General features: G+C 65.6%; 18 protein-coding genes. 14 read left to right on the top strand and 4 right to left on the bottom strand.

Annotated features, from left to right (window positions below; all coding sequences use genetic code 11):
- Positions 1-10: 10 nt before the first annotated feature.
- The gene (locus J7J08_RS08550; protein WP_214903953.1) at positions 11-1,174 is read right to left on the bottom strand and encodes an isovaleryl-CoA dehydrogenase; all 1,164 of its coding nucleotides are present in this window, start codon (positions 1,172-1,174) and stop codon (positions 11-13) included.
- Between the two features lie 102 nt (positions 1,175-1,276).
- Here J7J08_RS08550 and J7J08_RS08545 point away from each other — a divergent pair, with 102 nt between their 5' ends.
- From J7J08_RS08545 to J7J08_RS08535, 3 genes are all read left to right on the top strand, one after another.
- On the top strand, positions 1,277-1,882 hold the full coding sequence (locus tag J7J08_RS08545; protein ID WP_214903950.1) for a TetR/AcrR family transcriptional regulator: 606 nt from the start codon (positions 1,277-1,279) through the stop codon (positions 1,880-1,882).
- A 135-nt stretch (positions 1,883-2,017) separates the two neighbouring features.
- Positions 2,018-2,536: a c-type cytochrome gene (locus tag J7J08_RS08540; RefSeq protein WP_214903947.1), complete on the top strand. Its 519-nt coding sequence runs from the start codon at positions 2,018-2,020 to the stop codon at positions 2,534-2,536.
- Between the two features lie 230 nt (positions 2,537-2,766).
- The gene (locus J7J08_RS08535; RefSeq protein ID WP_214903944.1) at positions 2,767-4,206 is read left to right on the top strand and encodes an ExeM/NucH family extracellular endonuclease; all 1,440 of its coding nucleotides are present in this window, start codon (positions 2,767-2,769) and stop codon (positions 4,204-4,206) included.
- Positions 4,207-4,292: 86 nt separating this feature from the next.
- Here J7J08_RS08535 and J7J08_RS08530 read toward each other — a convergent pair whose 3' ends face one another.
- Complete coding sequence (locus tag J7J08_RS08530; RefSeq protein ID WP_214903941.1) at positions 4,293-5,150, bottom strand: EamA/RhaT family transporter; 858 nt, start codon at positions 5,148-5,150, stop codon at positions 4,293-4,295.
- Between the two features lie 55 nt (positions 5,151-5,205).
- On the opposite strand from J7J08_RS08530, the gene J7J08_RS08525 reads away from it, so the two are divergent.
- From J7J08_RS08525 to J7J08_RS08495, 7 genes are all read left to right on the top strand, one after another.
- Positions 5,206-5,880 carry an alpha/beta fold hydrolase gene (locus tag J7J08_RS08525; RefSeq protein WP_214903938.1) on the top strand — a complete coding sequence of 225 codons (675 nt, stop codon included), beginning with the start codon at positions 5,206-5,208 and terminating at the stop codon, positions 5,878-5,880.
- The gene (gene zapE, locus J7J08_RS08520) at positions 5,877-6,977 is read left to right on the top strand and encodes a cell division protein ZapE (RefSeq protein ID WP_214903935.1); all 1,101 of its coding nucleotides are present in this window, start codon (positions 5,877-5,879) and stop codon (positions 6,975-6,977) included. Before J7J08_RS08525 ends, zapE begins: the two co-directional genes overlap by 4 nt.
- 534 nt (positions 6,978-7,511) lie before the next feature.
- Positions 7,512-9,896: a ribonucleoside-diphosphate reductase subunit alpha gene (locus tag J7J08_RS08515; RefSeq protein WP_214903932.1), complete on the top strand. Its 2,385-nt coding sequence runs from the start codon at positions 7,512-7,514 to the stop codon at positions 9,894-9,896.
- 149 nt (positions 9,897-10,045) lie between these two features.
- Complete coding sequence (locus J7J08_RS08510; RefSeq protein WP_214903929.1) at positions 10,046-11,065, top strand: ribonucleotide-diphosphate reductase subunit beta; 1,020 nt, start codon at positions 10,046-10,048, stop codon at positions 11,063-11,065.
- Between the two features lie 140 nt (positions 11,066-11,205).
- Entirely contained in the window at positions 11,206-11,619 is a 414-nt protein-coding gene (locus J7J08_RS08505) for an acyl-CoA thioesterase (RefSeq protein WP_214903926.1), read from the top strand.
- A gap of 48 nt (positions 11,620-11,667) precedes the next feature.
- The gene (locus J7J08_RS08500; protein WP_214903923.1) at positions 11,668-12,489 is read left to right on the top strand and encodes an NAD-dependent protein deacetylase; all 822 of its coding nucleotides are present in this window, start codon (positions 11,668-11,670) and stop codon (positions 12,487-12,489) included.
- Positions 12,490-12,630: 141 nt separating this feature from the next.
- Positions 12,631-13,740, top strand: coding sequence for an NADH:flavin oxidoreductase/NADH oxidase (locus J7J08_RS08495; RefSeq protein WP_214903920.1), 1,110 nt, complete (start codon positions 12,631-12,633; stop codon positions 13,738-13,740).
- Positions 13,741-13,782: 42 nt separating this feature from the next.
- On the opposite strand, the gene J7J08_RS08490 is transcribed toward J7J08_RS08495, so the two are convergent.
- Positions 13,783-14,709 (bottom strand): LysR family transcriptional regulator, encoded by a 927-nt coding sequence (locus J7J08_RS08490; protein WP_214903917.1) that lies wholly within the window; start codon positions 14,707-14,709, stop codon positions 13,783-13,785.
- A gap of 139 nt (positions 14,710-14,848) precedes the next feature.
- On the opposite strand from J7J08_RS08490, the gene J7J08_RS08485 reads away from it, so the two are divergent.
- From J7J08_RS08485 to J7J08_RS08470, 4 genes are all read left to right on the top strand, one after another.
- On the top strand, positions 14,849-15,112 hold the full coding sequence (locus J7J08_RS08485) for a DUF2798 domain-containing protein (RefSeq protein WP_214903914.1): 264 nt from the start codon (positions 14,849-14,851) through the stop codon (positions 15,110-15,112).
- Between the two features lie 146 nt (positions 15,113-15,258).
- A complete protein-coding gene (purU, locus tag J7J08_RS08480) occupies positions 15,259-16,110 on the top strand; it encodes a formyltetrahydrofolate deformylase (protein WP_214903911.1) in 852 nt (283 codons plus the stop codon).
- A gap of 536 nt (positions 16,111-16,646) precedes the next feature.
- Positions 16,647-17,417: a 2OG-Fe(II) oxygenase gene (locus tag J7J08_RS08475; protein ID WP_214903908.1), complete on the top strand. Its 771-nt coding sequence runs from the start codon at positions 16,647-16,649 to the stop codon at positions 17,415-17,417.
- 2 nt (positions 17,418-17,419) lie between these two features.
- On the top strand, positions 17,420-18,058 hold the full coding sequence (locus J7J08_RS08470; protein WP_214903906.1) for a LysE family transporter: 639 nt from the start codon (positions 17,420-17,422) through the stop codon (positions 18,056-18,058).
- A 269-nt stretch (positions 18,059-18,327) separates the two neighbouring features.
- On the opposite strand, the gene J7J08_RS08465 is transcribed toward J7J08_RS08470, so the two are convergent.
- The gene (locus tag J7J08_RS08465) at positions 18,328-18,933 is read right to left on the bottom strand and encodes a hypothetical protein (RefSeq protein WP_214903904.1); all 606 of its coding nucleotides are present in this window, start codon (positions 18,931-18,933) and stop codon (positions 18,328-18,330) included.
- Between the last annotated feature and the right edge of the window lie 144 nt (positions 18,934-19,077).

Below are 19,077 nucleotides of genomic sequence, written 5' to 3'. Positions count from 1 at the left end.
GGTGTCGCCCTTACTTGGTGCGCTGGAACAGTTCGCGGCCGATCAGCATGCGGCGGATCTCGGAGGTGCCCGCACCGATCTCATACAGCTTGGCATCGCGCCACAAACGTCCGGTCGGGTATTCGTTGATATAGCCGTTGCCGCCCAGGATCTGGATCGCCTGGCCAGTCAGCCAGGTGGCCTTCTCGGCCGAATACAGGATCGCACCGGCCGCGTCCTGGCGGGTGGTGCGGCCCAGGTCGCAGGCGCGTGCCACCGCATATACATAGGCGCGGCAGGCGTTGAGGCCCACGTACATGTCGGCCAGCTTGGCCTGGATCAGCTGGAACGTGCCGATCGCCTCGCCGAACTGCTTGCGCGCGTGCACGTAGGGCATCACCACATCCATGCCGGCGGCCATCAGCCCGAGCGGGCCGCCCGAGAGCACCACGCGCTCATAGTCCAGCCCGGACATCAGCACGTTCACGCCACCGCCGACCGTGCCGAGCACGTTGGCTTCGGGCACTTCGCAGTCCTCGAACACCAGCTCGCAGGTGTTGGAGCCGCGCATGCCCAGCTTGTCCAGCTTCTGCGCGGTCGAGAAACCCTTCATGCCCTTTTCGACCAGGAACGCGGTGATGCCCTTGGCGCCGCCATTCGGGTCGGTCTTGGCATACACCACCAGCACGTCGGCGTCGGGGCCGTTGGTGATCCACATCTTGTTGCCGTTGAGCACGTAGTGGTCGCCGCGCTTGTCCGCGCGCAGCTTCATCGACACCACGTCCGAACCGGCGCCCGGTTCGCTCATCGCCAGCGCGCCGACTTTTTCGCCGCTGCACAGGCCGGGCAGGAAGCGCTGCTTCTGCTCTTCGGTGCCGTTCTTGCGCAGCTGGTTCACGCACAGGTTTGAATGCGCGCCGTAGGACAGGCCGATGCCGCCGGAGGCGCGCGAGATTTCTTCCATCGCCACCACGTGGGCCAGGTAGCCCATGCCGCTGCCGCCGTATTCTTCTTCCACGGTCAGGCCGAGCAGGCCCTGCTCGCCGAGCTTGCGCCACAGCGGATGCGGGAACAGATTCTCCTCGTCAGCCTTGGCCGCCAGCGGCGCGATCTCGGCCGAGGCAAAATGGGCCACGCTCTGGCGGAGCATGTCGATCTCTTCGCCGAGGTCGAAGTTCATGGTGGGGACGTGCATCAGGCGGCTCCGCAACGGCTGGAAGGGGTCGAATGCTCCCAGCCTAGTCCTCCCGGGGGTAAAAGTGAACACAAATTCAAAAATTGAACATAGAATCAACAAATGGCCTACAAACGCTCAGCTTTGATGGAAGAACGCCTGGCCGGAGCCCGCGAACGGATCCTGCTGGCCACCCGGCGCCTGGTGGCGGCCGGCGGCTACCGCAATGCCCCGGTGACCGCCGTGGCGGCAGAGGCGGGGGTATCCACCGGCCTGATCTACCGGCACTTCCCGTCCAAGGCCGAGTTGTTCGTGGAGGTGCTGACCGACGCGGTCGAACACGAACTGCGCATCTTCGAGGCCATTGCGGCCGAACCGGTGCCCGCGCCGGAGCGCCTGCGCCGGGCGATCACCGCGTTCGTGCGCCGCGCACTGGCCGGCCCCGGGCTGGCCTATGCCTTCATCGCCGAGCCGGTCGACCCGGAAGTGGAAGCCGAGCGCATCCGCTGCCGTCGCCTGTTCGGTGATGTGTTCCGCCGCATCGTCGCCGATGGCATCGAAGCAGGCAGTTTTCCCGCGCAGGACACCGATGTGGCCGCCGCTTGCATCGTCGGGGCATTCACCGAAGCGCTCGTTGGGCCCACCGCGCCCAGCCGCGATGCGCACGGTGACCAGACCGCGCTGGTCGAATCGATCTGCGTTTTCTGCCTGCGCGCGGCGGGCGCTTGAACGCCGCAGATGTTGCATTGCGGCAGTCAGCCGCTGGCCCTTACCTGGGTGATCGGCTTGCAGATCGCTGCCGACGCTGGTCATACTCGACCGACAAGCCGTGGTCCAACGACTACCAGCCAGGGGTAACAGAGAGTGCGGAATTACGACCTCGAGTTCCTGAAACGCTTTTCCATGGTCATTGCCCTTTTGGTGGCCATAACGCTCGGATTGATCCTGTTCGCCGCGTACCTGCACACCCGTATTCCCCCTGAAGTCTCGCCCCAGGCGGCCAAGCGCACCGAACTGCGCATTGCCCCGGCCGGTGCGGTCTATGCCGGCGCCACCGGTGCCGCTGACCAGGCTGCTGCCAAGGCTGCTGCATTGGCCAAAGCCGCATCGCAGGTCGCTTATGGCGGCACCACCGACGGCAAGGTGATCTTCGACAACCTGTGCACCGCCTGCCACACCACTGGCGTCGGCCAGGCACCGACCCTGGACCACGCCCATTGGGACGAGCGCCTCGCCCAAGGCAAGGACACGCTCTATAAGCACGCCCTTGAGGGCTACACCGGCCCGGATGGCGGGATCATGCCGCCCAAGGGCGGCAACCCCGGCCTGAGCGAAGAGCAGATCCACGCCACCGTGGATTGGATGCTGGCAAACCTGAAATAACCGGCGGGGCGGGTACCGCCTGGCATCCGGCATCGCGTGGGACACGCATGGCGTGTCTCTACGCCAGGCCGGGCCGCGGCGCGCCCTGTGCACCACCGGCGACCCGCCATGCGTGTCCCACGCGGTCCCACCCCGCGCGGCTTTGCCAAACCCGCCCAAATTCCCACCCGCGACCGCTTCCCGCCACAATTCCGCATTACCCTGTGCACCCGTTTCCGGAATCGCCGTCGATGCGCCGTCGCTCCCTCGCCCTTGCCCTGTCGCTGCTGCTGCCCGCCACCGCGTTCGCCCAGGCTCAGCCGCAGGTCAAACCGACCGCATCGACCCCGGCCGCCTCCGCCTCCATCAACCTCACCGCCGCGCCCAGTGACTGGCGCGCGCTCGACGGCCAGCACGTGCGCATCGCCGCCCCGCTGACCCTGGCCGGCACCGACGGGCTGGCCCGCTTCGGCGAACTCACCGTGGCCTTCAATGGCCGGCTCTGGCAGCCCAGCGAAGTGGCCGCCCCCGGCACCGACGCGCATGCCAGGGTGATCGCCGACAACCAGCGCCGCCGGTTGGTGCTCGATGACGGCAGCGACGCGCGCGACCCCGGCGCGGTGGCGTACCTGCCGGCCAACCCCGACCTGCGCACCGGCACCGTGCTGCGCAACGTGGAAGGCATCGTCCGGGTGGACGCCAAGGGCACCCCGCGCCTGCAGGTGACCACGCCGCTGCAGCTGCCGGCGCTGGGCCGCCCCGCCGCCCCGGTGGTGCCCGGCGCGCTGAAGGTGGCCGCCTTCAACCTGGAAAATTTCTTCAACGGTGACGGCCAGGGCGGCGGTTACCCGACCCTGCGCGGCGCCCGCACCCTGGCCGAACACCAGGCGCAGACCGCCAAACTGGTGGCCACTGTCAACGCGCTCGGCGCGGACGTGGCGGCGCTGATGGAACTGGAAAACGACGGCTACGGCCCGCAGTCGGCGGTTGCCGAATTCGTCCGCGCGCTCAATGCCGCGCCGGGCGGGCAGGGCGACTGGAGCTTCATCGACGCCGGCAAGGGCCCCGGCGGGAACCCGATCCGGGTCGGCATCATCTACCGCAGCGCGCGGGTGACCCCGGTCGGCGCTCCCGCCGTGCTGGAAACCGGCCCGTTCGGCCCGCACAGCCGCGTGCCGCTCGCCCAGGCCTTCCGCGCCGGCAAGGGCGCGCCGTTCGTGGTGGTGGCCAACCACTTCAAGTCCAAGGGCTGCTCGGAAGCCGCAGGCGCCGATGCCGACCAGAAGGACGGCCAGGCCTGCTGGAACGCTACGCGGGTTGAATCGGCACGCCTGCTCAACCAATGGCTGGGCACCGACCCGACCGGCGCCGGCACCACCGATGCCATCCTGCTGGGCGACTTCAATGCCTATGCGATGGAAGCGCCGATCCGCACCCTGCACGATGCCGGCTGGCGCGACGCCTTCGCCGTGGCCAAGGTCGAGCGCCCCTACAGCTACGTGTACAACGGCATGACCGGCCGCCTCGACCACGCCCTGCTCAGCCCCGGCATGGCCAAGCGCCTGCGCGGCGCGGCCGAATGGCATATCAACGCCGACGAAGCCGACGACGTGGGGTACCGCGACCGCAACGAAGCCGGCCCGTGGCGCAGTTCCGACCACGACCCGTTGATCCTGGGTTTCGACAAGTAACGATCAGCCGGGCAGAGCCCGGCTCTACCGCCATGGTGTGGTCCGATCGTAGCGCCGGGCTCTGCCCGGCCGCCTTTCGCGCGCACCTACCCCCACGCAATAAACCCGATCGCCACCACCGCCAACACCAATCCCGCGCGGTTCCACCGCGTGGTCGGCTCGCCAAACGCGAACACCCCCACCAGCGCCCCCAGCACCACCACGCCGATGTTCATCCCGGCAAACACCGTGGCCGGGCTGTCCGGCATCGCCTGGTGCGCGTGCACATAGAAAAGAATGTTGCCGCCGTTGAGCAGGCCCAGCAGCGCCCCGGCGCCGACATTGCGCGCGCTCAACCGGCTGCGGCCACTGGCATGCCGCCACAGCTGCATCCCCAGCATCAGCACGAAGGCGATGCTGAAGCACGCCAGCAGCGCCGCCATCGACGGCGTACCCGACAGCGCCACCTGCTTGAGCAGCACATCCACCAGCGCAAAGCCCACCCACACCGCCAGCAGCCAGCGCCAGCTGCCGGCGTCGCCGGCCACGGCCGGCCCACGCGGACGCAGGCTGATGCCCAGCATCGCCACCAGCCCCAGCCCCAGCCCGAGCAGCTTCAGCGGGGTCGCGGTCTGCCCGAAGAACAGGAACGCAGCCAACAGCGACAGCAGCAGCGACAGCCGCTGCGCCACATCGGTGCGCACGATCCCGGCCACCGCCACCGTGCGGCCCAGCACCAGGAACAGCGAGGGCAGCACCACCGCCAGCACCAGCAGCGCCGGCCACGGCGCGTGCCCGGCCTGCAGCGCGTCCAGCGGCGGGCGCAGCACCCCGGCGGTGAGCGCGGCGGCCACCAGGTAATTCCAGGTCACCATCTGGGCGACATCCAGCTGGCGGCGCGCGGCCAGCTTCAGCAGCACCGACACCAGCACGCTGCAGACCACGCTGAAAAGCAGATAGAACATGGGGTTCCAGGCAGGCGCGGCCGTGCAGCCCGCGGGGGAGCGGTATTATGACGCCATGCACAATCCCTCATTCCCCAATGAAAGCACCACCCTGCAGCTGGCCGGCCCGGTCGGCGCGCTGGACGTGGCGGTCGACCTGCCCAAGGCCGATGTGCCCGCGCAGCCGGTGGTGGCGGTGATCTGCCACCCGCTGTCCACCGAGGGCGGCAGCCTGCACAACAAGGTGGTGACCATGGTTGGCACCACCCTGCGCGAGCTGGGCATCGCCACCGTGCGCTTCAACTTCCGCAGCGTGGGTACCTCGGCCGGCGAATTCGACCACGGCGTGGGTGAGCAGGACGACCTCAAGGCCGTGGTGGCCTGGGTGCGCGAACAGCGCCCCGACGCCACCCTATGGCTGGCCGGCTTCAGTTTTGGCGCCTTCGTCGCGCTGCGTGCGGCCGCCGAGCTGCAGCCGCAGGTGCTGGTCTCGATCGCCCCGCCCGCCGGGCGCTGGGATTTCGATGGCGTGCAGCCGCCGGCCAACTGGCTGGTGATCCAGGGCGAAGAGGACGAAATCGTCGACCCGCAGGCCGTCTACAACTGGCTGGACAGCCTGGGCGCGCCGCATGAGCTGGTGCGCATGCCCGACACCAGCCACTTCTTCCACCGCAAGCTGATCGACCTGCGCGGCGCGCTCACCCACGGCCTCAAGCATTGGCTGCCCAACCCGGACAGCGCCACCGCATGAGCGACACCGCAATGACCCCGTCGCAGCGCTACGCCGACGGCGTGGCCCGGGGCGAATGGCAGAACGACCCGGCCCAGCACGCCGCCCTGGCCGAGCTGGACCGCATCCACCTGGCCCTGGTCGACAGCGCCCAAGACGGCTGGCTGGACCGTCTCTCGGCGTTCTGGAAGAAGCCGGACCCGGTCAAGGGCCTGTACTTCTGGGGCGGGGTAGGGCGCGGCAAGACCTTCCTGGTCGACCTGTTCTATGACGGGCTGCCGATAGAGCAGAAGTACCGCACCCACTTCCACCGCTTCATGCGCGGCATCCACGAGCGCCTGCGCGAGCACCAGGGGCAGAGCGACCCGCTGGCCCGGATCGCCCAGGAATGGCGCAGCAAGCTGCGGGTGCTGGTGCTGGATGAGTTCTTCGTCACCGACATCGGCGATGCCATGCTGCTGGCGCGCCTGCTCGAGCGCCTGTTCGCCGAAGGGGTCACCCTGGTCACCACCTCCAACACGGCGGTGGAGAACCTGTACCTGAACGGCCTGCAGCGCGACAGCTTCCTGCCTGCCATCGGCCTGCTGCAAACCTACTGCGTGGAGCTGTACGCCGAAGGCACCGAAGATTACCGGATGCGCGCCCTGACCCATTCGCCGGTGTACCAGGCCCCGCGCGACGAACACAGCGATGCCTGGCTGGCCACCCGCTGGGCCGCGCTGAGCGGCGGCCAGCCGCCCAAGCCGGGCAACATCGAAATCGAGGCGCGCAAGATCCCGGTGCGCGCACGCGGCAAGAGCATTGTCTGGTTCGACTTCAAGGCCCTGTGCGAAGGCCCGCGCGGCCCGTCGGACTACATCGAGATCGCCCGCGAGTTCAACACGCTGCTGCTGGGCGACATCCCGCACTTCGACCGCATGAATGAAGATGCCGCGCGCCGCTTCGTAAACCTCATCGACGAACTGTACGACCGCCACGTCAATCTGGTCTGCACCGCCACCGACGCCCCCGTGGCGCTGTACACCGGCACCCGCCTGCAGGGCGCCTTCGAGCGCACCGCCTCGCGGCTCATAGAAATGCAGAGCGCTGAATACCTCGGTACGCCCCACAGGGCGTAACGAGGTATTCAGCCGTAGAGCCACGCCCTGCCTGGCTTCGCGGAACCCGAACACGCCCATTTTGTTACGCCCGCGTGACGCCCGATCGTTCCGTTTTTCGAACCCTTGAATCGCATCAAAAGTCGCCCTGAACCCTTGACTGCGCATTCGCTTTGGACAGGTCGCGACCGTCCGTCGGACGTCCCGAACGACGAATCCTTGCGCCGCAAGGGATTGCCCCGTTTCACTACATTTGGCGTTGACGCGTCCATATACCCCCACTATCTTGTGGCTGTCGGTCCTTTCGACCACAAGTCGAAGGGTCCAAGGGCCCCAACACCCACCGACAACCGCATGCCGTGCAGGGTGCGGCGCTGGTAGCGCCAGTCTCCGGGGGGAGATGACCGGTGAAGCAAGGAAGCGACCGCAGCGCCGTTGCGCCGGTCGCGTCCCATGCGACACCGACAGTCCACCCTGAGCGCTGAGCGCACCGGTCCCACGCCTACCGAGCAGGCGACCCCGCACCACTCCAAATCACGCCAAGAGGAAACCGCCGTGAGCACCGAAACCAGCGCAGCCACCGACCAGGAAAGCGAATTCCTGCTGACTTCGCCGCCGACCAATACGGCGATGAGCGTCACCAAGCGCAACGGCACGACCGAACTGGTGGATCTGAACAAGATCGTGCGCGCGGTGCAGCGTTCGGCTGAAGGCCTGCACGCGGTCGACCCGATGCGCGTGGCCACCCGCACCATTTCCGGCCTGTACAACGGCGCCACCACCCAGGAGCTGGACGAGCTGTCCATCCGCACCGCCGCCCTGCTGATCGGTGAAGAGCCCGAGTACGGCCGCCTGGCCGCGCGCCTGCTGGCCAACTACATCGCCAAGGAAGTGTCGGGCCAGGAAATCCACGCGTTCTCGCAGTCGGTCGGCCGTGGCCACGAAGTGGGCCTGATCAACGACCGCCTGCTGAACTTCGTGCAGACCAACGCGCGCAAGCTCAACGATGCCATCGACATCGGGCTGGACCTGAACTTCGATTACTTCGGCCTGCGTACCCTGTACGACCGCTACCTGCTGCGCCACCCGCATACCCGCAAGGTGATCGAGACCCCGCAGCAGTTCTTCCTGCGCATCGCCAGCGCGCTGAGCGAAGACGTGGCCGAAACCCTGGCGCTGTACAAGCGCATGGGCAACCTGGACTACCTGCCGTCCAGCCCGACCCTGTTCAACTCCGGCACCACCCACGAGCAGCTGTCCTCGTGCTTCCTGCTCGATTCGCCGCAGGACTCGCTGGAATCCATCTATTCCAAGTACGGCGACATCGCCCAGCTCTCCAAGTTCAGCGGCGGCATCGGCGTGAGCTACACCCGCGTGCGTTCGCGCGGCTCGCTGATCAAGTCCACCAATGGCCATTCCAACGGCATCGTGCCGTGGCTGAAGACCATGGATTCGTCCGTGGCCGCGGTGAACCAGGGCGGCAAGCGCAAGGGCGCGGCCTGCGTTTACCTGGAAACCTGGCACGCCGACATCGAGGACTTCCTCGAACTGCGTGACAACACCGGCGACGAATCGCGCCGTGCGCACAACCTGAACCTGGCCAACTGGATCCCGGACCTGTTCATGAAGCGCGTCGAAGCTGACCAGGAATGGTCGCTGTTCGATCCGCGCGTGGTGCCCGAGTTCACCGACCTGTTCGGTGAAGCCTTCGAGCAGGCCTACCTGCAGGCCGAAGCACAGGGCAAGGCCAACCGCACCATCTCCGCGCGCAAGCTGTACTCGCGCATGATGCGTACCCTGGCCGAGACCGGCAACGGCTGGATGACCTTCAAGGACAAGTGCAACCGCGCCAGCAACCAGACCCTGCGCGCGGGCAACGTGATCCACCTGTCCAACCTGTGCACCGAAATCCTGGAAATCACCTCGGCTGAAGAAACCGCGGTGTGCAACCTGGGCTCGATCAACCTGGGCAACCATTTCGATGCCCACGGCGAGTTCGACTACGACAAGCTGGCCGACACCGTGCGCCTGGCCGTGCGCCAGCTCGACCGCGTGATCGACCTGAACTTCTACCCGATCGAATCGGCCCGCCGCGGCAACCTGCGCTGGCGCCCGGTCGGCCTGGGCTGCATGGGCCTGCAGGACGTGTTCTTCCGCAAGCGCCTGGCCTTCGACAGTGCCGAAGCCCGCGCGCTGTCGAAGAAGATCGCCGAGACCATCTACTTCCACGCCCTGGAAACCTCGGTTGAACTGGCCCAGGAACGCGGCAAGCACCCGTCCTTCGCCGACACCCGTGCGGCCAGCGGCGAGCTGCAGTTCGACGCCTGGAACGTGGTGCCCGAAGACAGCGCGCGCTGGGATGCCCTGCGTGAGCGCATCAAGGAACACGGCCTGCGCAACTCGCTGATGATCGCCATCGCCCCGACCGCGACCATTGCTTCCATTGCCGGCTGCTACGAGTGCGTCGAACCGCAGGTATCCAACCTGTTCAAGCGCGAAACGCTTTCGGGCGATTTCCTGCAGGTCAACCGTTACCTGGTGAACGAGCTGAAGAAGCTGGGCCACTGGACCCCGGAAATGCGCGACGCCATCAAGCTGGCCGAAGGCTCCATCCAGGGCATCGCCCAGATTCCGGAAACGCTGCGCCACGTATACCGCACCGCGTGGGAGCTGCCGATGCGTTCGCTGATCGACATGGCCGCAGAGCGCGGCGCGTTCATCGACCAGTCCGCCTCGCTCAACCTGTTCATGGAAAGCCCGAACATCGGCGCCATGTCCTCCATGTACATGTACGCCTGGAAGCAGGGCATCAAGACCACCTACTACCTGCGTTCGCGCCCGGCCACCAAGATCGCCAAGACCACCGTCAGCAGCTACACCCCGGTCGAAGCCGTGTCCTGCTCGCTGGAAAACCCGGAAGCCTGCGAGGCGTGCCAATAAGAGGCGTGCCGGCCCACGGCCGGCACACCGCTGGACCGGAAACCCGGTAGCGCCGGCCGTTGGCCGGCCCTCCGCCAACCCTGGCGACCCCAAACACACGGCGTGTACCCATCGTTGATCGGTGCATGCTTTTGAAGGACGAAACACCCATGGCCGACAAGCCCAGCCAAATGCTGCTCGATCCCGGTTTTGAACTGACCCTGCGCCCCATGCGCTACCCGCAGTTCTATGACATGTATCGCAACGCGATCAAGAACACCTGGACCGTGGAAGAGATCAACTTCCAGATCGACATCAGCGACCTGCACGGCAAGATGTCGCCGGGCGAACGCCACCTGATCCACCGCCTGGTCGCGTTCTTCGCCACCGGCGATTCGATCGTCTCCAACAACCTGGTGCTGAACCTGTACCAGCACCTGAACGCGCCCGAAGCGCGCATGTACCTGTCGCGCCAGCTGTACGAAGAAGCGCTGCACGTGCAGTTCTACCTGACCCTGCTCGACAACTACCTGCCCGATCCGGACGAGCGCTCCAAGGCGTTCGACGCGGTGGAGAACATCGACTCGATCAAGAAGAAGGCCGACTTCTGCTTCAAGTGGATCGACTCGATCCAGGGCCTCAAGCGCATCGAAACCCGTGACGAGCGCCGCCAGTTCCTGCTCAACCAGATCTGCTTCGCCGCGTGCATCGAAGGCCTGTTCTTCTTCGCCGCCTTCGCCTACGTGTACTACTTCCGTTCGCGCGGCCTGCTCAACGGCCTGGCCTCGGGCACCAACTGGGTGTTCCGCGACGAAAGCGCGCACATGGAGTTCGCCTTCGAATGCGTGGACGTGATCCGCGAAGAAGAACCGGACCTGTTCGACGACGCGATGAAGCAGCAGGTCTATGACATGCTCGCCGAAGCGATCGAATGCGAAGTGCAGTTCGCCGAGGACGTCCTGTCCGGCGGCGTGGCCGGTATCTCCACCCGCGACATGCGCCAGTACCTGCAGCACTGCGCCGACAACCACTTCCATCGCCTCGGCATGGAAAAGAAGTACAACGTGCGCAACCCGCTGAGCTTCATGGAACTGCAGGACGTGCAGGAGCTGACCAACTTCTTCGAACGTCGTTCCTCGGCCTACCAGGTCGGCGTGAAGGGTGAAGTTTCCTTCGACATGTCGTTCTGATCCCGCTCAGATCGTGTCCCGACGAACCCCGGCGCCTCCGGGGTTTTTCATGTCCGTAGCGCCACGCCCTGCGTGGCTGTTCACCGCCTCACCGCCGCTGCCGTATCATCCGCCCGACCCCCTTCTTACGGCCGCCCCCCATGACCGCCAGCCCAGATGTCGTCCCGCCCACCGAAGTGCGCATGGCCGAAATCGTCTTCCCCAACCACACCAACCACATGGGCACCCTGTTTGGTGGCCAGGCGCTGGCGTGGATGGACAAGGCCGCGTTCCTGGCCGCCGCGCGCTACTCGCGCCATACCGTGGTCACTGCCCGCTCGGACCAGGTCGATTTCAAGCTGCCGATCAACGTCGGCCAGATGGTGGAAACCGTGGGCCGCATCGTCGAAGTAGGCCGCAGCTCGATGAAGGTGGAAGTGGAGCTGATCGCCGAAGACCTGCATACCGGCGAGCGCAGGCTCTGCACCCGCGGCCATTTCGTCATGATCGCCCTGGACGAGAACCGCAACCCCACCGCCGTGCCCGCACTGCCGGCCGATATCGCCGGACCCTGAACGGGCAGGGGCGATTGCGAAGCCTGCAATCGTCCCCATCTTGCTGGCATGCCCACGCCCCTGGCCGACTTCATCCACCGCGCCCGCCGCCTGTTCGTCCTCACCGGCGCCGGCTGCAGTACCGATTCGGGCATTCCCGATTACCGCGATGCCGACGGCCAGTGGAAGCGCACCCCACCGGTGAACTACCAGGATTTCATGGGCGAGGCCGCCACCCGCCAGCGCTATTGGGCGCGAAGCCTGCTCGGCTGGCCGCGCTTCGGGCAGGCCCGGCCGAACGCCACCCACGCCGCCTTGGCCGCGCTGGAAGCGCGTGGCCAGGTGGAAGTGCTGCTCACCCAGAACGTGGACTGCCTGCACCAGCGTGCCGGCAGCGCGGCGGTGATCGACCTGCACGGCCGCCTCGATCAAGTGCGCTGCATGGGCTGTGAAGCCCGCAGCGCCCGCGAGGGGTTCCAGCGCGCATTGCTCACCGCCAACCCCGGCTGGGACCGGCTCGACGCCGCCCAGGCTCCCGACGGCGATGCCGACCTCGAAGGCGTGGACTTCAGCGCCTTCAACGTGCCGGCGTGCACGCTCTGCGGCGGCATCCTCAAACCAGACGTCGTCTTCTTCGGCGAAAACGTACCGCGCGCCCGGGTCGACGCAGTGCACGCCCACCTGCAGAACGCCGACGCGGTACTGGTAGTCGGCTCCTCCCTGATGGTCTACTCCGGCTACCGCTTCGTCCAGACCGCCGCCAAGGCGGGCTTACCGGTAGCCGCCCTCAACCTCGGCCGCACCCGCGCCGACGACCTGCTAACCCTGAAAGTAGAACAATCCTGCGCAGAAGCCCTGTCCTTCCTCCTCCCAGCCACCGTATCGGTCTAACGCGCGGCCAACTTCGCGCGACCCCCGGTAGAGCGGGGCTCTGCCCCGCTACCCACACCGTTCCAAACAAACGGTTGCCTGCACCCCCGCTTCCGGGTGCAATACCCCCCCGGTTTCATCATCCCCCCGAGTCGCCCGCCCGTGAGCCAGCTCTTCTCCCCCGTTTCCTTCGGACCGCTGACGCTGTCCAACCGCATCGTCATCGCCCCGATGTGCCAGTACTCCTCCACCGACGGCCTGGCCAACGACTGGCACGTCCAGCACCTCGGCCAGCTGTCCCAATCCGGCGCCGGCCTGCTGATCCTGGAAGCCACCGCCGTGTTGCCGGAAGGGCGCATCAGCTACGCCGACCTGGGCCTGTGGGACGACGCCACCGAAGCCGCCCTCACCGACGTCATCGCCTCGGTCAAGCGCTGGTCGCCCATGCCGGTCGGCGTGCAGCTGGCGCATGCCGGCCGGAAGGCCTCCTCGGCGCGCCCGTGGGACGGCGGTGGCCCGCTGCCGCCGACCGATCCGAACGGCTGGACCGTGAAAGCACCTTCGGCGCTGCCGTTCGCCGCCAACGGCCCCACCCCCGAAGCCCTCGACGAAGCCGGCATCGACGCCGTGGTCGAAGCCTTCGCCGTTGCCGCCAAGCGCGCCGAACGCGCCGGCCTGGACCTGATCGAACTGCACGCCGCGCACGGCTACCTGCTGCACCAGTTCCTGTCGCCGCTCAGCAACAAGCGCCAGGACGAGTACGGCGGTTCGCTGGAAAACCGCATGCGCCTGCTCATCCGCGTGTTCGACGCCGTGCGCGCAGCGGTCTCCGACCGCATCAGCGTGGGCGTGCGCATTTCCGCCAGCGACTGGGTAGACGGCGGCTGGGACATCGAACAGAGCACCACCCTGGCCCAGATCCTGGACCTGTGTGGCTGCCAGTTCCTGCACGTCTCCAGCGGTGGCCTGGATGCGCGCCAGAAGATCGCGCTCGAACCGGGTTACCAGGTGCCGTTCGCCGCCGCGATCAAGGCGGCCAAGGTGCGCATGCCGGTCATTGCGGTGGGCCTGATCACCGACCCGGCGCAGGCCGAATCGATCCTGCGCCACAACCACGCCGACGCCGTCGCGCTGGCACGCGGCATCCTCTACGAACCGCGCTGGCCGTGGCACGCCGCCGCCGCGCTGGGCGACTCGGTCACCCCCGCCCCGCAGTACCTGCGTTGCGAGCCGCGTGAAGCGCGCGGCGTGTTCACCGCACCCACGGCGTAGCACCCCGGTAGCGCACGACCGTTGGTCGTGCGTTGCCCGACCTCACGCAACATCCACCCGCCACGCGGCCGGCAACCCCCCCGCCACATGCTGCATCAACGCCCGCACCTTCGGCGTAAGATCCCGCCTGTCGCTCACACACAAAAACACCCGCATCGGCTCCGGCGACGTCCGCGCCCCATCGCCCGACGCGAACAACACCTGCAATTCCCCGCGCGCCAACCAGGGCGCCGCCACGAACGCTGCCAAGCGCGCAATACCACCCCCGGCCGCCGCCATCGCCGCAATCGCATCAATGTCATCAGACACCAGCGCCGGCCGCATCTCCGCCTCGAAGCGGATTCCATCGCGCACAAATCCCCACGGCAGCAACCGCCCATCCACCGGATAGCGAAAGACCAGGCAGCGATGCGCGCGCAGCGCCTCCGGCGTGTCCGGCGCACCGGCCTGGGCCAGGTACGAAGGCGCCGCGCACACCACGAACGGCACCTGCGCAATCGGGCGCGCCACCAGCCCATCCACCAGCTGCGGTTCGATCCGGAAACTCACATCCACATCCTCGCGGGCGTGGTCCACGCTGCGGTCGGCCAGCAGCAGCTCGATGTCCAACCCGGGATGGCGTGCCTGCAGCGCCGGCAGCATCGGCGCCAGCACGTGGCGGCCAAAGGCCGACGTACTGGCAATGCGCAGCCGTCCCTGCGGCACAGCGTCCGGGTCCGTCACCGCCGCCTGCGCGCGTTGCAGGTCGCGCTCGATATGCCGCACCTCCGCCAGGTAGCGCGCACCGCGTTCGGTCAGCGCCAGCGAGCGGGTAGTGCGGTTGAACAGCCGCACCCCCAGGTGCGCCTCCAACCGCGCGATGTTCTGCCCCACCGCCGCCGGGCTGATTCCCAGCGAGCGTGCCGCCGCCGCCAGGCTGCCGGCATCGGCGGTACGGACGAAGCTGCGGATTGACTGAAGAATATTCATGATCGCGCCAATTATGGCGCCTCATTGCAAAGATCCGCTTTACAAAGAGCCAAGGCCGCGCGCTCTACCGCCGCCGCGAGCGCCCACCTATCGTGCCGACCCTGCAGCCACCCCGGCTGCCTCTCCAAGGACCCGCCCGATGACCGACGCCCATACTGTGCCGCGCCGCTGGAAGCTCAGCCCCCGCACCACCCCCTACGTATTCGCCTTCTTCATGGCTTCAATCATGGCCATGCTGATGTGCCTGGTGATCACCGCCGCCAACGCCGGCATCAACGCCGACTTCCCCGCCCGCGTACTCGGTGCCTACCAGCTGGCCATGCCCACCGCCTTCTGCTGCGTACTAGCAGTGCGCCCGCTGGTGATGCGACTCGTAGCGCTGACCGTGCACCCACCGCGCTGAACCCGATGTGGCATCCATCCGTCGGCGGTGCGCCGCTGTAGAGCGGACTGTTAGTCCGCTGCTCCAAATCCATCAACACCCCCACCAATTGGTTGCAACTGACATCGTCTCTCCAGAGGGCCGCACCGCTCCACTAAACTCAACCCATGCGCCCCGACTCCATCCTCACCCTCTCGTGCCCGGACCGAACCGGCATCGTCTACCGCGTCTCCGGCCTGCTGTTCGAGCAGGGCTGCAACATCCTCGATGCCCAGCAATTCGGCGACGACGAAAGCGGCCGCTTCTTCCTGCGCGTGCATTTCGACCGCGACCCTCGCCAGCCCATAGAAACGATCCAGACCCGAATGGCCGGCTTGGCGGAAGATTTCAAAATGGACTGGCAGCTGCACGACGCCCGCCGCCGTGCGCGCCTGCTGGTGCTGGTCAGCAAGCAGGGGCACTGCCTCAATGACTTGTTGTTCCGTGCCCACAGCGGGCAACTCAAGGTGGATATCGCGGCAGTCGCATCGAACCACGAAGACTTTGGCGCACTGGCTGGCTCCTACGGCATCCCGTTCCACCATCTGCCGGTGAACGCCGACAGCCGCGCCGTGCAGGAACAACAGATCATCGACCTGGTCGAACGCGAACAGATCGACCTGGTGGTGCTGGCGCGGTACATGCAGATACTGTCACCGCGTCTGTGCCAGGCGCTGGCCGGGCGGGCGATCAACATCCACCACAGCTTCCTGCCCAGCTTCAAGGGCGCGCAGCCGTACCACCAAGCGCACGCGCGCGGGGTAAAGATCATCGGCGCAACGGCCCATTACGTGACGTCCGATCTCGACGAAGGCCCGATCATCGAACAGGACGTAGCGCGGGTAGACCACGCCATGACCCCGCGCGACCTGGTCCGCCTCGGCAGCGACACCGAATCGCAGGTACTGGCCCGCGCCGTACGCAGGCACGTAGAACACCGCATCATCCTCAACGGCCACCGCACCGTAGTCTTCCGATAGCGACCCCCACAGTCGCAAGCAAGCCGGTAGCGCCGGCCGTTGGCCGGCCTTCATGATGTTGGACGAAAACCGTGCGGTGGTCTGCCACGCGGTAGCCAATGACAAACTGCACGCGGCAGGGTCTACCGTCGGCGGTTCGGTGCCCCTGAACGGATCTTTCCTGGTGCGTGCTTTGGGTATCCGTACGACAAAGGCACGGGCGTCTCATCCGACGTCAGCGTACGGAAGGACGCGGGTCTGAAGGCGACAGATCGTCTTGCCGCAGATCGTTCTGCGAACTCTCACTCTTGGGGTCCATACTGCGGAAACTGAGCGCGAACGCACTCATCGTCCGCGACGTGTATCCCATTCCCCAGTGACTGCCGAACCGCTCTGCAGAAATGTGAAGTAGTTCCGACCGCTGAGCAATCTCGTCCAAGACGATGTGATCTCGATGTGAAGAAGGGGGCGCGTTTCGCGTACCCGCGATGGCTACCGAATCGACCAACGTCAGGTTCAATCTTCACTCCCGCCGACGAATTGCATGGAAGAGAATCGTGATCGCAGAAATTGAGGCTTTGGACGCATCCTGTATTGAGAAGCTCGCAAGTGGAGAGCTGCTTGCGGTTCGTTGGAAACAGTTCATTACAGAGGAACTGGCCGAAACCTTGAAAGAGGGAATTCTTACCAAGGGGTTCGACAAGTACCTAAACGCATCGAGCATCGGCAGGATCGGGCTCGCGTTCTATGAGACGGAAAACGATCCGGTGCGGATCCATGAGTACTTCGACGATGCCGCCAAGAATATTAGGGAACTAAGAGGGCGTTGCGCCCCATACCTATCTCCCATGGACATGCTGCGGTGTACGTTAGACGAAGTATGGCCTGCAGGCGCAAAGCTGGAGACGCTTTACGGCAGGAAGATGTACGTCGGGCTTTCGAGAGTGGTCGAACCGGGCGTTCCAATGTTGGCGCATCACGACATCTTCTCCAAGGATGCCCCGGACAGCTTCGAGGCGCGCAGCCTGCGCGCCCAGCTCACGGCCAATGTGTACCTTTCAATGCCGCTCGAAGGCGGGGCACTACAGATATGGGACACCGAAATTTCCGTAGAAGAGTTCGACACCATGCGAGGCGGCAGCTACGGCATTGATCCAGCCCTGCTTGGGAAGCCAACAGTGGAGGTAAAGCCCGAAGCGGGCGATCTTTTGTTGTTCAATTCCAACTGCATGCACGCGGTTTCGCCCAGTCTGGATGCGACGCGTCTTAGTCTGTCCTGCTTCGTTGGCTATCGTGGGTCGGCCAGCCCTCTCTCGTTCTGGAGCTGACTGTGCTTGCACCTTATTGGGCAGAATTCCTCAGCCTGGCAATAGTCCACCTGCTTGCAGTAATAGCCCCAGGCCCAGACTTCGCCGTAGCCGTCCGCCAAAGCGTACGCTTCGGCCGAAAGGCAGGAATCTACACCTCACTAGGAATAGGCGCAGGCATCTCGGTCCACGTCCTCTACACCCTGATAGGCGTAGGTGCACTCCTTCACACAACCCCCTGGTTGATGACCGCTGCCAAGTGGCTCGGCGCGGCATACATCTTCTACCTTGGCATCAAGTTCCTCCGCAGCAAGCCCAGCACGGGTGCCGAGGCGACGCTCGATGGGTCGAGTGAGGGTGTGCGGCAAACCCCTAGGGAGGCATTCGTCATCGGGTTCATGACCAACGCAACGAACCCCAAGGCGACCCTGTTCTTCCTTGCAGTGTTCACCACGCTGGTCAGCGCCAAGACACCGCTTCCCGTGCAGATGCTCTACGGGCTGTGGATGTGCCTGGTCAACGCAGCGTGGTTCGTCCTGGTGAGCGTAGCCCTCTCCACAGCAGCGGTCCGCCAGCGCTTCCTGCGCGCCAGCCACTGGTTTGAACGGGTGATGGGCGTGCTGCTGATCGGGTTTGCGCTGCGGCTGGTGTTCGTAGCGTAGAGGCAGTCGGGCAGAGCCCGGCCCACCGTTCCCCTTCGCTGTGCCTGAGCGCTTCGAAAGCCGAAGACCGCTCAGGACCTAGCTGTTGCGATTCCTTCACACTTTCGGTCCAGCACGGAGTAATATGGCCTCATCTGGATGTATACGGAGCTTTGGGCGAAGGCCTGAAGTGTTCAGATGCCGCCACTGGTTACAGGCCTTGGCCGTTTGATGGGAGTGATCCCTAAGGGCATCCGCGAAACCCCCGCAAGGGGGTTTGTTTTTTGGGGCTATCTGCCCCTTCCGGGAGGCCGACGCACAGGCCTACCTCTCCCTCGGTTCAAAAGAAGACGCCAGCCCTTGATGCGGTCGTCTTTCTTGAACTTGTACGGGTCATTGTCCGAGTCCTCGTCGCGGACATAGGCGCTCTCTACAAACACCAAGACCTTCAGATTGCCCTGTCGCTTCACATTGAAATAGACCTCGTACTGAGTGCCTGCGGGATAACCTGGGATGAGCTCGCGAAGCTCCCTCGTCAAGAAATTGGTCTGACTGGTGAAGAGGCAGGGGCGTTCGGCCAGCGTGCGAATGATCTCCGGCAACACCGTTGATGCCGCATGCCGCACGGTCAGGAACTTGCGCCAGATGCGTCTCTCATCAATGACGAGAAAGCTATGGCCGATCTGGCTGAAGTCAAAGTGCTGGCCTTTACGCGGGCCTTTGCTTATGCAGTGAGAGCTGAATTCAACCGAGACCTGGACAGCCGTGACTACATTGCTCGACTCCTCGATCTGGGCCACATAGGCGAACGGTCTGAGATGCACCAGCGAATGCCGCACGCCGCCGATCTCGATGTAGCCTCGTGCCAAATGATCCGGCCAGTACTTTCCTTTCATACCACGGCGATCCTCAGACGCTTCAGCCATGCGATCAGGCGGCATGACCGGTAACGCAGCCTCACCTCGACCTTTAAAGCGGAACAGTTGCGCCGCGCAACCGCTACACGCTGCGATGGGTGCTCAGGGCGTAGAAGCCGCAAC

The sequence above is a fragment of the Stenotrophomonas sp. ISL-67 genome (assembly GCF_018612915.1).
GTDB lineage: Bacteria > Pseudomonadota > Gammaproteobacteria > Xanthomonadales > Xanthomonadaceae > Stenotrophomonas.
This window is presented reverse-complemented; position numbering and strand designations above follow the sequence as displayed.

Bases quoted from the DNA above. Each gene is read 5' to 3' on its own strand.
- purU (WP_214903911.1), top strand. From the start codon at position 15,259: ATGCGCCCCGACTCCATCCTCACCCTCTCGTGCCCGGACCGAACCGGC.
- J7J08_RS08545 (WP_214903950.1), top strand. From the start codon at position 1,277: ATGGCCTACAAACGCTCAGCTTTGATGGAAGAACGCCTGGCCGGAGCC.
- J7J08_RS08490 (WP_214903917.1), bottom strand. From the start codon at position 14,709: ATGAATATTCTTCAGTCAATCCGCAGCTTCGTCCGTACCGCCGATGCC.
- J7J08_RS08500 (WP_214903923.1), top strand. From the start codon at position 11,668: ATGCCCACGCCCCTGGCCGACTTCATCCACCGCGCCCGCCGCCTGTTC.
- J7J08_RS08510 (WP_214903929.1), top strand. From the start codon at position 10,046: ATGGCCGACAAGCCCAGCCAAATGCTGCTCGATCCCGGTTTTGAACTG.
- J7J08_RS08530 (WP_214903941.1), bottom strand. From the start codon at position 5,150: ATGTTCTATCTGCTTTTCAGCGTGGTCTGCAGCGTGCTGGTGTCGGTG.
- J7J08_RS08535 (WP_214903944.1), top strand. From the start codon at position 2,767: ATGCGCCGTCGCTCCCTCGCCCTTGCCCTGTCGCTGCTGCTGCCCGCC.
- J7J08_RS08525 (WP_214903938.1), top strand. From the start codon at position 5,206: ATGCACAATCCCTCATTCCCCAATGAAAGCACCACCCTGCAGCTGGCC.
- zapE (WP_214903935.1), top strand. From the start codon at position 5,877: ATGAGCGACACCGCAATGACCCCGTCGCAGCGCTACGCCGACGGCGTG.
- J7J08_RS08465 (WP_214903904.1), bottom strand. From the start codon at position 18,933: ATGAAAGGAAAGTACTGGCCGGATCATTTGGCACGAGGCTACATCGAG.
- J7J08_RS08485 (WP_214903914.1), top strand. From the start codon at position 14,849: ATGACCGACGCCCATACTGTGCCGCGCCGCTGGAAGCTCAGCCCCCGC.
- J7J08_RS08550 (WP_214903953.1), bottom strand. From the start codon at position 1,174: ATGCACGTCCCCACCATGAACTTCGACCTCGGCGAAGAGATCGACATG.
- J7J08_RS08505 (WP_214903926.1), top strand. From the start codon at position 11,206: ATGACCGCCAGCCCAGATGTCGTCCCGCCCACCGAAGTGCGCATGGCC.